Origin of the sequence: Kineosporia sp. NBRC 101731, assembly GCF_030269305.1 — a bacterium.
Taxonomy (GTDB): domain Bacteria; phylum Actinomycetota; class Actinomycetes; order Actinomycetales; family Kineosporiaceae; genus Kineosporia.
On the sequence record NZ_BSTC01000001.1, the window covers coordinates 512,709 to 525,990 of the forward strand.

The window sequence follows — 13,282 nt, forward strand, 5'->3', positions numbered from 1 at the left end:
GTTACTCGTAGGTGCAGAACCCGTCCACGTGGTTCCCGATCTCCGGGCTGAAGGTCTCGAGCATGGAGTTCACCAGCCGGGCCGTGCCGTCCGGGTGCGCGCACGCGCCCCGGCCGGTGACCAGGCCGGTGAGCTGCTCGATCCGCTCCACCAGACTCGCCGCCTCGCGGTGTGAGCGCACCCGCGGAAGGCGCGTGCAGGCGTCTGCCAGCGCCGGCAGTCCGTTGGTGCACGGGCCGCACCGCTTGGCCCGCTGCCCGGCGAGATAGTCGACGATCGATGCGGTGTAGCTGAGGGGACAGTCACCGGGCAGCATCGGCAGCAGTACCCCGGCCCCCAGCCTCGCGCCGAAACGGGCCAGGTCGGCGGGGCTGAGCGTGCAGCTCGTGACCTGCTGCGGCGACAGCCAGGTGCCGTGGTAGCCGCCGACCAGCAGCGGCCGGGCCGGGTCGTACCCGCAGAACTCGAGCATCTCGGCCAGCGGCACCCCGTGCGGGGCCTCCAGCACCAGACCACCCGGGCCGTCCGCCGAGATCGACAGCAACCGGGTACCGGGGTCGGCCGAGGTGCCCCAGCGGGCGTATCGCTCGGGCCCGAGGTCACTCACGGCCGCCAGGTGGGCCAGCGTCTCGGCGTTCGAGAGCAGGGTGGGGCGCCCGCGGAGTCCGGAGTAGGCCGACGGGGTGCGCGAGGTGACCGGCAGGTTGTCGCGGCCGGAGATCATCTCCAGCACGGCCGCCGACTGCCCGCCGACGAATCCTCCGCTGGTGGTGTGCATCTCGTACTCGACGGCCTTGCGCCCCCGGTCCCGCTCACCGATCGCGGCGCGGATCGCCGCGACCACGCTCGGCCGTTCACCCGGAACCGCGACGTGCACGTGGTGAATGTCGAGCGCATCGGCCAGGAGCTGGGCGCCGTCGAGCACCAGGTGCGGGGCCGACAGCATCAGGCTGCTGTCTTTCGCACTGGCCGGTTCCCCCTCGGAGCAGTTCACCACCAGCTCGCGCTTCTTGCCCGACTCCACCGCGGCCTGCAGCTTGCGGGCGAACGGGAACTCCGCCCCGCCGCGCCCGGTCAGGCCGATCTTCCAGCTCATCTCGATCAGTTGCGGCACCGTCGTGCGGGCCGGCTCGTTCCACAGCCGCCGGTGTACCGGCAGGCTCGCACTGCCGTCCGGGCCCACGCCGCGCAGGAGCAGCGGGCCGTCCAGCAGGGAGACCACGCCGTGGAAACCGGCCTCCACGTCGGTGTGCGTCATCGGGACCGCTCCCGGGCCCGGGCCTGCCGGCGGCTACCGGCCGGCGAATGGCGCTCCAGGCGGCGCTCGGTGCCGAACGTGCCCAGCCGCACCACCACCGACCAGACCACCACACCGACGCAGAGCACGCTGACCGCGACCGACCAGGTCTCGCGGCTGTCGGTACCGATACCGAAGCCGTGCACCAGCCCGGCGCCCCAGCCCAGGTACGAGGTCAGGTGGATGGCCCGCCAGGTGCGCGAACGGAACCGGGTGCGGGAGAGTCCGGTGAGCACGGTGACGATGATGAAGTCGGTGGCCAGCGTGCCGAGACCCAGCCACAGCGGCTCGTATTCGCCCCGGAACGGGACGAGGACGTCCCACCAGCGGATGTTCACGAACTCGTCGATCACCGCCAGCGCCGCGTGCGCGATCAGCAGGGCCACCGCCAGCAGCGAGATGTTGCGGTGCAGGTGCTGGGTGACGAACCGCGGCCAGAACCGGGACGACGCCCGCACCGTGGAAAGTACGCCGAGCGCTACGGAGAGCGTCATCAGGACGAGCAGGATCACGCCCGTGCCCCGGTTCAGGAACCAGGTCAGCCGGTCGTCCTTGAACGCCTCGGTGAAGAAGTCGAGACTCATGCGCTCACGGGCCAGCCCGCGACCCGGTGAACCATGCCGTCCGCGTCGACCAGCCGCGCGGCCACGTCCTCGTGCTCCAGCCAGTCCACGGCGTCGCGGCCGCGCACGATCGACGAGGTACTGATGGCGTTCGCCTCCACGCACGAGACCCCGCAGGCCGTGACCGTGCGGAAGGCGGCATCCACCGGGCGACCGGTGCGCGGGTCGAGCAGGTGGTGCAGCTCACCGTCGTTCCACCAGCGCCGGGCCAGAACGGACGAGGTGGCCAGGCCGCCCTCGGTGATCACCACGATCTCGGCGCCCGGCTCGGCCACGTCTTCGGGGAGTTCGGTGACCGAGACCCGCCACGGGTGGGTACCCGGCGGGGTGGTCGGCAGCAGGCCGATCGCGACGTCACCACCCAGGCTGATCACCAGGTCGGTTCCCACCTCGGAGGGCACGGTCTCGGCAATCAGGTCGGCGGCGAACGCCTTACCGGTCGCCCCGAGGTCGAGCGACACATCGTGGGGAACCCGCACTGCACCCTGGGGGTCGATCTCGATCTCCCGCCAGGCACTCGTGCGGGCCGGGTAGGACGCCTGGGCCGGATCGCCGGAGACCAGGCCCGGCGTGATCGTGGAGTCCAGGGCCTGCCCGGCCGCCATCGACCGGCGCAGCTCGTCGATGTCCCGGTCGTAACCCAGCGCGAGCAGCTGTCGCCCCAAGGTCGGGTCGACCAGGCCGTCGGTCAGGTCGGCCGCCCACACCGCCGCGGACACCGCCCGGCACAACAGCGGCGTCACACCCACCCAGTCACCGGCGGCCCGGTTGACCCGGGCCAGGTCGGAGTCGGTGCGGAACCGGCTGGCCGCCCGGTCCACGTCGGCCAGGATGCGCTCGCAGGCCGCCCGCGCCGCGTCCAGCTTCGCGGCGTCGGCCACGACCAGGGCGGCGTAACTGCCCAGCGCGTTCCAGCGGGCCGTGCCGTAGCTGATGGTCGAGCTGATGGTGGTGCCGGAGCTTTCGGGGGCGGAGGGCATCAGGAGCCGCTCGAGGGGACCGCCGGCGGCGACGTGGTCGTGGTGGTGGTCGTCGTCGTGGTGGTCTCTTCCTCGGCCGCGGTGGTGGTCGTGCTCGTCGCCGGCGTGGTGGGTTTCGAGGTGGCCGTCGAGGTCTTGGTGGTCGCCTTCGTCGTGGCGGCCGAACTGGGGACGTCGGTCCCGCCCCCCTGCGTGGCCCGGGTTTTCGTGGTGGTGGCCGCGGCGGTGGAACCCTGCTGGCCCGTGGTGCTGCCGCCGGCCCGCTTCTTCCGGCGGGGCGCACCGGTGGCCTCGGCGGTGGGGGTGGCATCCGCCGAGGACTTGTTCCCGGACTGGTCCGGGGCCTGGGTCTGAGCCTGCTGCGCCTGCTGGGCGGTGGCCTTCTTCACCTCGTCCTGACCGCGGGTCTGCGAGGCGGCCAGCGCGGTGGTGCCGCCGACGGCGACGAGGGTGATCGCGGTGACCGCACCGGTCAGGGTGCCCGCGACTCTCAGGCCGCGGTCTCGGTCGTCAGGGCTCACAGAACGCACCCGCCCACTGTGGGGTCACCTCGGTGAAGAGCCGGTCATCCAATTCTCAAATAAACCTCAACCGAACGGAGTTGCCGCAGGTCGGTGTACGCAAGTGATCACGGACGGCTAACGGTATGAACCGTTCGGCCCCAGCTGCGTTCCGGCGTCCCTCAGGACTGTCCGACGAGCTTGCGGAGCTTCTGGCCCAGACCGCCACCGGCCGAGCCGCGTCGCTGCCGCATGCGCTCGCGGGTCCGGGTCTCGGCGGGGCTCAGCACCACCTGCACCTTGGCCCCGCCCAGACGGGAACGTCCCAGTTCCAGCCGTCCGCCCGAGGCGATCGCCGCCCGGCGCACGATGTCCAGGCCCAGACCGGAGGAGCCGGCGTTGCTGTGCCCCCGGGCCACCACGTCGGCGCCCGGCAGCCCGTTGCCGCCGTCCTGCACGGCCAGCACGATCTCGTGCGCGGCGTTGGTGTTCACCGTGACCTCGAGCGGCACGCCCTCCTCGGTGTGAGCGAACACGTTGTCGATCAGCACGTCCACCACGTCGGTGAGCTCCACCGGGTCGATCCGCGCCCAGGTGGGGCGGCTCGGCAGCCAGGTGCGCAGGGATCGTCCCTGCTCGTCGGCCAGCGCCGACCAGAACGCCACCCGCTCACCGACCAGCGCGGCCACGTCGCAGCGCGAGGCCACGTTCGGCCGGACCGGGCGCCGGGCGTCCTGCACCACCGCGTTGACCGTGCGCTCCAGCGTGGCCACGTGCTCCTCGATGCGCTGGGCGACCTCCGGGTCGGCGATGGCCTCGACGTCCAGGCGCAGCGCGGTGACCGGTGTGCGCAGGCGGTGCGAGAGGTCGGCGACCGACTCCCTCTCGGAGATCAGCAGCTGCTCGATGCGGGCCGAGAGCCGGTTGAGCGCCCCGGCCATGGCCACCACCTCGGGTGGCCCGTGCTCGGGACTGCGGATGTCGAGGCGGCCGTCGCGGATCGAGTCTGCCGCTGCGGCCAGGTCTTTGATCGGGTCGCTGAGTCTTCGCGCCAGGGTGTCGGCGGCTCCGACGGAGAGCGCCAGCAGCAGCGCGCCCAGGGCGCCGAGGATCCAGCTGGCCTGGCCCACGCCGTCGTGCAGCTCGGCCCCGCTGACCTCGGTGCGCACCACGTAGGCGCCCTCGGTGCTCAGCACCGGCGCGTAGACCACGGCCTCACCGTCGGCGCGGTTGGTGAACGCCAGTCCGTTGCGGGCGCGGTCGACGTTCGTCGAGTCGTTGCCGACCTTGGCGCCCAGGGTGTCGCCGTCCGGCAGGAACACCGTGGTGATGCCGAGCGGACCCTTGGGAGCCTTCGCGGCGGTCTTCAGCGCTTCCTCGGCCGCGCCCGCACCGTTCGCGGCGGCGATCTGCGCGAGGTTCGTGGCGTCGGACGTTGCGGTGGACAGCGTGCGTTCCTCGGCCAGCGACCGCAGCAGCAGCGTGAGCGGGATCAGGAATGCCAGCACCACGGCCGAGGTGGTGGCGGCAACCAGCAGGGTCAGACGCCAGCGCATGTTCTAGTCGGCGCCCGGTGCGACCAGACGGATGCCCACGCCACGCGTGCTGTGCAGGTAGCGCGGCTCGGCGGCCGACTCCCCGAGCTTGCGGCGCAGCCAGGACAGGTGCACGTCGATGGTGCGGTCACCGCCGCCGTACGGCTGCTGCCAGACCTCGGCCAGCAGCTCGCGCTTGCTGACGACCTCGCCGGCGCGCTGGGCCAGGGCCAGGAGCAGGTCGAACTCCTTGCGCGACAGCTCCAGCGGCTCACCGTCCAGGGTGGCCACCCGGGTGCGGGCGTCCAGCGCCAGACCGCCGACCGTGAGCGGGCCCTCGGTCTTCTGCGGCCCGCCGCGGCGCAGCACCGCGCGGATCCGGGCGTCCAGGTGATCCGCGCCGAACGGCTTGGTGACGAAGTCGTCGGCACCCGCGTCCAGCGCCTTGACGGCGTCCGTGTCCTCGTCCCGGGCCGTGACGACGATCACCGGGACCTCACTGACGGCACGCAGCATCGTCAGCACCTGGATGCCGTCGACGTCGGGGAGACCGAGGTCGAGCAGGACTACGTCCGGCCGATCGTCGATCACCGACTGCAGGCCGGGGAGACCGCCCGGTTGCCATTGCACTGCGTGACCGCGATCGGTCAGAGCTCTGGAGAGGGCCGCGCGGATCCCCGCGTCGTCCTCAATGATCAGAATGACCGCCACGTGCGCGACGCTACCGGCTGATGAGTGGTTCCGGACATTCTGAATGTCCGGATCTACACCCACCCGGCTCAACGCTATGGTGCCGACGGAGGTGATTTGGGTGAAACGCCGGTTCGTCGGCACCCTGCTCGCATGGCTCGTGGCGGTCGCCCTGGTGGCCGCGATCGCCTCTTTCGCCATCACTGCGGCGGGGCGTCAGGTGACGTCCGCGCCGGTCTCCGACTCATCACCCATCGCAGTTCCGGCCCCTGCTGACGCGGCACTCGTCACTGACAGTGGCTCGCTCTTCGGCGTTCCGTCGACCGGTCCGGTGCCCGTTCCCGAGGTTGACGAGGAGCGACCCGTCAGCCGCGTCGTGAACGCGCGGGGAGGTCAGATCCAGGCTCGTTGTGCGGGGCAGGACGTGAGTCTGGCCGGTGGATACGCGCGGCCCGACCGGGGCTGGCGGGCTCAGATCCGCTCCGCCGAGCCGAACCGGCTCGAGATCGTCTTCTCCCACGAGTCCCGGCGGGCCGCGCTGGTCACAGCGGTGTGCGACGACGGCGAGCCGACGTTCCGGCAGGCCTCGATCGACCCGCGGGCCTCGGTCCGGGCGCCGGAGGGCCCGTCCAGGAGCGAATCCGGGCGCCCCGATTCACGTGTGACGGAGATCTCGTCGCGTCCTACCCTTTCGGCTGAACCCGCGATCCCTTCCCGCACTCCCGCTCCCTCGCCCACCGGAGCCCCGACGTCCTCGCGCACGGGGACCGCGCCGGCTCCCGGCGGTGGGGCGACCACCTCACGGAACCCACCGGTGACCTCGTCCGGTGGTGAGTCCGGTGGTGGGTCCGGCGCGCCGCCGGCCGGTATCGCCGCGACGACGCCGTCGCCCGGGCGCTCGCGGGTGCCCTCGGCTCCTGCGGTTCCACTGGATCCGACGGCTTCCCCGGCCGACCGGGGGTCTTCGTGTGCTTCGCCCGGCCCGGGTGCAGCGACCGTGCCGCAGGGGGAATCCGGTTGCGGGACGGCCACGTCCGGCGTTCCGGGCGATTCGGGCGGCGCCGATGGATCGGACGGCGAGGGGTCGGCACCGGCCGGACCGGTCGGCCGGTGAGCCGATCGGGTTTTCCTGGGATCCGGGAACATCGGTCGCGTGCCGGTAGTTGAGTGAGGCAGACTCAAGTTTGGTCAGTCCCGAATTGACTAGGTCGACGGACTGCACCAACCTGAGTGGGGGCCACTCAGCTCTTACACGAAGGGAACCAAACATCATGGCAAGAGCGGTCGGAATCGACCTCGGAACCACCAACTCGGTCGTGGCCGTGCTCGAGGGCGGCGAGCCCACCGTCATCGCCAACGCCGAGGGTGGCCGCACCACGCCGTCCGTCGTCGCGTTCGCGAAGTCGGGTGAGCCGTTGGTCGGCGAGGTTGCCAAGCGCCAGGCCGTCACGAACGTCGAGCGGACCATTCGCTCCGTGAAGCGGCACGTGGGCACGGACTGGAACATCGCGATCGACGACAAGAAGTACACGTCGCAGGAGATCTCGGCCCGGGTGCTGCAGAAGCTCAAGCGCGACGCCGAGGAGTACCTGGGCGAGACCGTCACCGACGCGGTGATCACGGTCCCGGCGTACTTCAACGACTCGCAGCGTCAGGCCACCAAGGAGGCCGGCGAGATCGCGGGCCTGAACGTGCGCCGCATCATCAACGAGCCCACCGCCGCGGCCCTGGCCTACGGTCTGGAGAAGGGCAAGGCCGACGAGCGCATCCTGGTCTTCGACCTCGGTGGCGGCACGTTCGACGTCTCCCTGCTCGAGGTCGACGTGGAGGAGGGCGGCAGCACCGCCATCCAGGTCGTCTCGACCGCCGGTGACAACCACCTCGGTGGTGACGACTGGGACCAGCGCGTCATGGACCACCTGGTCAACACCGTGAAGAGCTCGACCGGTGTCGACCTCTCCAAGGACAAGATCGCCATGCAGCGTCTGCGTGAGGCAGCGGAGCAGGCGAAGAAGGAGCTGTCCAGCGCGACGTCCACGACGATCTCGCTGCAGTACCTCTCGATGACCGAGAACGGTCCGGTCCACCTGGACGAGAAGCTCACCCGGGCCCAGTTCCAGCAGATGACCGCAGACCTCCTCGAGCGCACCAAGGCGCCGTTCCTGTCGGTGATCAAGGAAGCCGGTATCTCCGTCTCCGAGATCGACCACATCGTTCTCGTCGGTGGCTCCACGCGTATGCCGGCCGTCAGCGAGCTGGTGCGTGAGCTGACCGGTGGCAAGGAGCCCAACAAGGGCGTCAACCCGGACGAGGTCGTCGCCATCGGCGCCGCTCTGCAGGCCGGTGTCATCCTCGGTGACCGTAAAGACGTGCTGCTCCTCGACGTCACCCCGCTGAGCCTGGGTATCGAGACCAAGGGCGGCGTGATGACCAAGCTCATCCACCGCAACACCGCGATCCCGACCAAGGCGTCCGAGGTCTTCACCACGGCCGACGACAACCAGCCGCAGGTGCTCATCCAGGTCTTCCAGGGTGAGCGTGAGCTGGCTCGCGACAACAAGCCGCTGGGCAACTTCGAGCTCACCGGTATTGCTCCCGCCCCGCGTGGCGTGCCGCAGATCGAGGTCACCTTCGACATCGACGCCGACGGCATCGTGAACGTGTCCGCCAAGGACCGGGGCACGGGCAAGGAGCAGGCGATGCGCATCACCGGTGGCAGCGCCCTCAGCAAGGACGAGATCGACCGCATGGTCAAGGAGGCCGAGGCGCACGCGGAGGAAGACCGCCAGCGTCGCGACGAGGCCGAGGTCCGCAACGGTGCCGAGCAGCTCGTCTACTCGACCGAGAAGTTCCTGCGCGACAGCGACGACAAGCTGCCCGACGAGGGCAAGGCCAAGGTCAACACCGCGATCGCCGAGCTGAAGACGGCGCTCGAGGGCACCGACATCGGTGAGATCAAGGCCAAGCAGGAAGCCCTGTCCACGGCCAGCCAGGAACTCGGCGCGGCGCTCTACGCGCAGCAGTCCGAGGGTGGCGCCGAAGGCGCTGCGGGTTCGGCCGGCGCGAGCGCCGGTGCGGGCAGCACGTCCAAGGACGATGACGTCGTCGACGCCGAGATCGTCGACGAGGACAAGTGATGGGTGAGCAGACTGTCGATCCGTCGGAAGGTGACGGTTCGAGTTCCTCGGGGCCGACCATCCGCGACCGACGTCGGCTCGACCCGGAAACCGGCGAGGTGCGCCAGGACTCGTCCGCCGAGGGTGAGCCGGAAGAGTCCGGCTCACCCGAGTCGGCCGGGAAGGACTCGGCGAAGAGCCAGAACGGCGGCCGGCACGTCGGGAAACCCTCGTCCTCCGGCTCCGAGGACCTCGGGGAAGGCGTCGTGCCCGGTGAGACCGGGTCCGACCGGCCCGACGAGAACGAGAACGACGGCGAGGGTGAGGGTGAGGAGAGCGTGACTGCGGAAGAGATTTCGCTGGACGGGATCCTGGCCGACCTCGACGCCGCCCGGTCCTCGGCGGCCGAGCGGCTCGGCGACCTGCAGCGCCTGCAGGCCGAGTTCGTGAACTACCGGCGCCGGGTCGACCGTGACCGCGACGTGGCCAAGGACACGGCGACCGCCGGTGTGCTGGAGGCTCTGCTTCCGGTGCTCGACGACGTCCACCTGGCCCGTCAGCACGGCGATCTGGAGACCGGGCCGTTCGCGGCGATCGCGGAGAAGCTCGAGGCGGTGCTGGAGCGGTTCGGTCTGGTCCGGTACGGCGAGGCCGGGGAGGAATTCGACCCCTCCGTCCACGAGGCGCTGATGCGCACCGAGGCGGAACTGGCCGAGGGCACCACGACGACCACGGTCGTCCAGGTGCTCCAGCCCGGCTATCGCAGTGGTGACCGGGTGCTGCGAGCAGCCCGGGTCGCCGTCGCCGACCCAAACTGACACCTCGTCCGTGACCGGAGCGGGAAGCGGCTGCTGTCAGCCGCTTCCCGCTCCGGGCCTCCCGGCGGCTCAAGGAGAGACACATGGCGGGCCAGGACTGGTTCGAAAAGGACTTCTACTCGGTACTCGGGGTGCCGCAGAACGCCAGTGCTGCGGACATCAAGAAGGCGTACCGCAAACTCGCGCGCCTGCATCACCCGGATGCGAACCCGGGCGACAAGGGTGCCGACAAGCGGTTCAAGGAGGTCGGCGAGGCCTACGCGGTGCTCTCCGATGCCGAACAGCGGCAGCAGTACGACGCTATCCGGGCGATGTCCCGGGGCGGTGCGCGGTTCACGGCCGGCGGTGGCGGTGGTCCGTCCGCGGGTAACGGTGCGGGCTTCGAAGACCTGCTGGGCAACCTGTTCGGCGGCGGTATGCCGGGCGGTGGCGGTATGCCCGGCGCCGGGCAACAGCGGGTGCGCTACACCACGGGCGGAAACGCGGGTGCGGGTACGGGGGCCGGCGGCCGGAGCGGCGCCGAGTCGCCCATCTTCGAAGACATGCTCAACGGTCTCTTCCCGCCGGGGAGTGCCGGTGCCGGTGGTTACCGGTCACCGCGCGGCCCGATGCGCGGCGGCGACCTGAATGCCACGGCCACCCTCACTTTCCGGCAGGCGATGGAGGGTGCACAGCTCAATCTGCGGGTCGACGACCCGCAGGCCGGACTGCGCACCATCACGGCCCGGATCCCGGCCGGGGTCAGGGCCGGCCAGAAGGTACGCCTGCGGGGCAAGGGCAAGATGTCGGACGTCGGCGGCGAGCCGGGCGACCTCTGGGTCACCGTCTCGGTCGAGCCGCACCCGATCTTCACGCTCGACGGGGCCGACGTGCGCGTCACGGTGCCGGTCACCTTTCCCGAGGCTGTCTTCGGCACCGAGGTCGAGGTGCCGACACCCGACGGTGCCCGGGTGAAGATGAAGGTTCCGGCCGGCACACCCTCCGGGCGCACGCTGCGTGCCCGCGGCCGTGGGGTGAAGACGGCCAAGCGTACCGGCGACCTGCTGGTCACCCTCCAGGTGGCCGTTCCGCAACGGGTGGACGGCAAGGCCCGCGAGGCGCTGAAGACGTTCGCCGAGAACACGGCCGGGGAGAACCCCCGCGCCGACCTGTTCTCCCGTCTCGACGACAACCGCCCGAACTAAGGCATGTCATGGCTGACGAGATCAACGTCGAGTTCAGCGTCGACCCGGACGCACCCATCTTCGTCATCTCGGTAGCGGCACAACTCGCCGGGATGCACCCGCAGACGTTGCGGCAGTACGACCGACTCGGCCTGGTGACCCCGGGCCGGTCGGCCGGCCGCGGCCGTCGGTACTCGGCCCGTGACGTCGCGTCCCTGCGCGAGGTACAGCGCCTTTCCCAGGAAGAGGGCGTGAACCTGGCCGGGATCAAGCGGATTCTCGAGCTGGAGTACGAGAACCGGGCCTTGCGCGGCCAGGTCGAGCAGCTCATGGACGAACTGCGCCTGATGCAGGCCAAGCTGCGCAGCGCCGGGAGGGTCTTCGCGGCCGAGCCCGGCGGCGACATCGTTGCGGTGCCTCCCGGTCGCCGTCCGCGACGGCCTGTCACCTCCACGGCGCTGGTCGTCTGGCGGCCCGGCCGGTAAGACTGGTGCCCATGGATTCCGAGCTTGCCTCCCTCATCGAGGAGATCGAAGACCAGGAGCGCCGTCTGCGGCTGCCTGGCTTCGACAATGACGACGCCTGGCAGATCGGCATCATCCTGGTCGAGCTCGCTGCGTCCCGCCGTGCTCCGGTGACCGTCGACCTGCGCCGCAACGGCCAGCAGCTCTTCCACTACGCCCTGCCCGGCACCAGCGCCGACAACGATGCCTGGATCCGCCGAAAGGCGGCTGTGGTAGATCGTTTCGGGCTGTCTTCGCTCCTCGTGGGCCGTCAGGCGTTCGCCGACGGCGTCTCTTTCGAAGAACGCTTCCGGCTCGACCCCGACCAGTACGCGGCGCACGGCGGGTCGTTCCCGGTGCACGTGCACGGTGTGGGAGTGGTCGGCACGGTCACCGTCTCCGGTCTGCCGGAGGTGGAGGACCACCGGATGGTCGTGGCCGGGCTGGAGCAGTACCTGGACGACCTCAGCAAGAACTGATCTCAGGAGGAACAGGCACGACGGGCGCTGACGGCGATTGCGGGGATCGCCGTCAGGAGCACCAGGAGGGCCCGCCCAGCTTCCTCCGGCGATCACCCCGTTCACCGCGTTCCCGGGGTACGCAGGTCGATGCGGACGCCGACGCGCCCGGTGAAGGGCTCGGGCTCTGAAGCCTCATCGACGTCCAAAAGTTCTGCCATCAGACCGAATCCAGAGTCGGCAACCAAGTCGGCCGCCCCCGGATCCCCACCGCCGACTCGAGCGCGAGCGGCCGTGACCGGCTCTGCCGGTCGTGGGTTGCTGAGCAGCGGCAGCGCCGGCTCCGCAGTCGTGTGGGCGCTCACCTGGTGTCCGGGCGAGCTGGTTGACGGGCCATCAGGCTCACGACAGGTCACTGGGTCCCACTGCGCGGTTACATGGTGCGAATCGCGTGATGGTGACTTTCAGGAGGATCAGGTGACCGGGTTGCTCGTGGACGGTGTCGAGGTTGCCGAGGTGGAGGTGGCTACGAGCTATGTCCAGCGGTCGCGGGGGCTGCTCGGCCGGGACGGGGTGGCGACCGGGCTGGTGCTCCGGCCGGGGTCGAGCGTGCACACGATCGGCATGCGTTTTGCGATCGACGTGGTCTATGTGCGGCGCGACGGAACGGTGCTGGCGGTAGTGACGATGGTTCCGCAGCGGGTCGGGCTTCCCAGGCTGCGCTCCGGCTGGATCCTGGAGACCGAGGCCGGGCGGGCAGCGGGATGGGGCATCGCACCGGGGCGTCATCTCAGCCTGATGTGACCACTCAAGGTAGTCGACTACTTTCGGTCGCCTGTTCCAATTCCGGTTTCTGCTAAGCATTTGATAGCTCAGTGTTATGAACGCTGCGCATCTAGCGTGATCTCATTCACTGAGAGTGCGTCTCGGGTTCAATTGGCCCTAAAGTGGTCCACGTCGTCGTGAGTACACCGTGTGATCGACTCGCGGCGTCCGGAGGGAAGAAGGGAGATGCCCGAGTGTTCAGGGGACAGTTGAGTCCGCGTCTTCGGAGGGGAGAAGCGGATGGCGCTGCACTCGGGGAGATCCCGCCCGGGGTCGAGGCGGTGCGCGGTTGGTGGCAGGACCTGCTGAGTGGGACGAGGTCCCGCGCGGAGGTCTCGGCCCTGGCCGAGGGCTGGGCCCGGGGCTCGCGCCTGGTGGAGTGTCCTTTCGCGCGCCGGGGGCTGTGGCACCTCTACCGGGCGGGGCTGCTCGACGCCGAGACCGGGGCGCCGGTCCGGTCCCGGTCGGAACTCCTTGCGGCGTATGAGACCTGGTGTGCCGACCAGGTTCTGGCCGCGCACGATCCGCAGGCCTGGCGCCTGGTGGCGCGGGACCGGACGCTCGCGGTCCTCGAGGCCTCCCGGTCGGCCGGTCGTCCGCTGCGGCGACGCCCATCCCTTTCACGGATGCACTGATTCGGCCACGGCCCGGAGTGCCCGTCTGGCGCTGAGTTACGCACCAACCGTTCTGGCCTAGGGGTTTTGCCGGAGTGTGACCGGCTCGGGCGGTTCTGCCCTAGGGTCGGCGCCCAGTGGGGACTGAAGGGATATCTTC

14 protein-coding genes are annotated in these 13,282 nt (G+C 70.3%); 8 read left to right on the forward strand and 6 right to left on the reverse strand.

Translation table 11 applies throughout. The features are described from left to right. Position 1: 1 nt before the first annotated feature. From QSK05_RS02175 to QSK05_RS02200, 6 genes are all read right to left on the reverse strand, one after another. A complete protein-coding gene (locus tag QSK05_RS02175) occupies positions 2-1,258 on the reverse strand; it encodes an NADH-ubiquinone oxidoreductase-F iron-sulfur binding region domain-containing protein (RefSeq protein ID WP_285593328.1) in 1,257 nt (418 codons plus the stop codon). After that, on the reverse strand, positions 1,255-1,881 hold the full coding sequence (locus tag QSK05_RS02180; protein WP_285593330.1) for a DUF8596 domain-containing protein: 627 nt from the start codon (positions 1,879-1,881) through the stop codon (positions 1,255-1,257). The genes QSK05_RS02175 and QSK05_RS02180 overlap by 4 nt, the downstream gene beginning before the upstream one ends. Further along, complete coding sequence (locus tag QSK05_RS02185; protein ID WP_285593334.1) at positions 1,878-2,900, reverse strand: FAD:protein FMN transferase; 1,023 nt, start codon at positions 2,898-2,900, stop codon at positions 1,878-1,880. Before QSK05_RS02185 ends, QSK05_RS02180 begins: the two co-directional genes overlap by 4 nt. Further along, the gene (locus QSK05_RS02190) at positions 2,900-3,421 is read right to left on the reverse strand and encodes a hypothetical protein (protein WP_285593336.1); all 522 of its coding nucleotides are present in this window, start codon (positions 3,419-3,421) and stop codon (positions 2,900-2,902) included. The genes QSK05_RS02185 and QSK05_RS02190 overlap by 1 nt, the downstream gene beginning before the upstream one ends. A gap of 161 nt (positions 3,422-3,582) precedes the next feature. Beyond that, positions 3,583-4,956 (reverse strand): sensor histidine kinase, encoded by a 1,374-nt coding sequence (locus tag QSK05_RS02195; protein ID WP_285593338.1) that lies wholly within the window; start codon positions 4,954-4,956, stop codon positions 3,583-3,585. Positions 4,957-4,959: 3 nt separating this feature from the next. Beyond that, positions 4,960-5,646 (reverse strand): response regulator transcription factor, encoded by a 687-nt coding sequence (locus QSK05_RS02200; protein ID WP_231488267.1) that lies wholly within the window; start codon positions 5,644-5,646, stop codon positions 4,960-4,962. Between the two features lie 100 nt (positions 5,647-5,746). Here QSK05_RS02200 and QSK05_RS02205 point away from each other — a divergent pair, with 100 nt between their 5' ends. From QSK05_RS02205 to QSK05_RS02240, 8 genes are all read left to right on the forward strand, one after another. Further along, positions 5,747-6,739 carry a hypothetical protein gene (locus QSK05_RS02205; RefSeq protein ID WP_285593343.1) on the forward strand — a complete coding sequence of 331 codons (993 nt, stop codon included), beginning with the start codon at positions 5,747-5,749 and terminating at the stop codon, positions 6,737-6,739. A 157-nt stretch (positions 6,740-6,896) separates the two neighbouring features. Next, on the forward strand, positions 6,897-8,762 hold the full coding sequence (dnaK, locus tag QSK05_RS02210) for a molecular chaperone DnaK (protein ID WP_285593345.1): 1,866 nt from the start codon (positions 6,897-6,899) through the stop codon (positions 8,760-8,762). Further along, positions 8,762-9,559: a nucleotide exchange factor GrpE gene (gene grpE / locus QSK05_RS02215; protein ID WP_285593347.1), complete on the forward strand. Its 798-nt coding sequence runs from the start codon at positions 8,762-8,764 to the stop codon at positions 9,557-9,559. Before dnaK ends, grpE begins: the two co-directional genes overlap by 1 nt. A gap of 83 nt (positions 9,560-9,642) precedes the next feature. Then, complete coding sequence (locus QSK05_RS02220; RefSeq protein ID WP_285593349.1) at positions 9,643-10,743, forward strand: DnaJ C-terminal domain-containing protein; 1,101 nt, start codon at positions 9,643-9,645, stop codon at positions 10,741-10,743. A gap of 8 nt (positions 10,744-10,751) precedes the next feature. Continuing rightward, positions 10,752-11,207 (forward strand): heat shock protein transcriptional repressor HspR, encoded by a 456-nt coding sequence (locus QSK05_RS02225; protein WP_285593351.1) that lies wholly within the window; start codon positions 10,752-10,754, stop codon positions 11,205-11,207. Positions 11,208-11,218: 11 nt separating this feature from the next. Then, complete coding sequence (locus tag QSK05_RS02230) at positions 11,219-11,704, forward strand: heme-degrading domain-containing protein (RefSeq protein WP_285593353.1); 486 nt, start codon at positions 11,219-11,221, stop codon at positions 11,702-11,704. A 456-nt stretch (positions 11,705-12,160) separates the two neighbouring features. Further along, positions 12,161-12,487, forward strand: coding sequence for a DUF192 domain-containing protein (locus tag QSK05_RS02235; RefSeq protein ID WP_285593355.1), 327 nt, complete (start codon positions 12,161-12,163; stop codon positions 12,485-12,487). 302 nt (positions 12,488-12,789) lie between these two features. Beyond that, positions 12,790-13,143 carry a hypothetical protein gene (locus tag QSK05_RS02240; RefSeq protein ID WP_285593357.1) on the forward strand — a complete coding sequence of 118 codons (354 nt, stop codon included), beginning with the start codon at positions 12,790-12,792 and terminating at the stop codon, positions 13,141-13,143. The last annotated feature ends 139 nt before the right edge of the window (positions 13,144-13,282 follow it).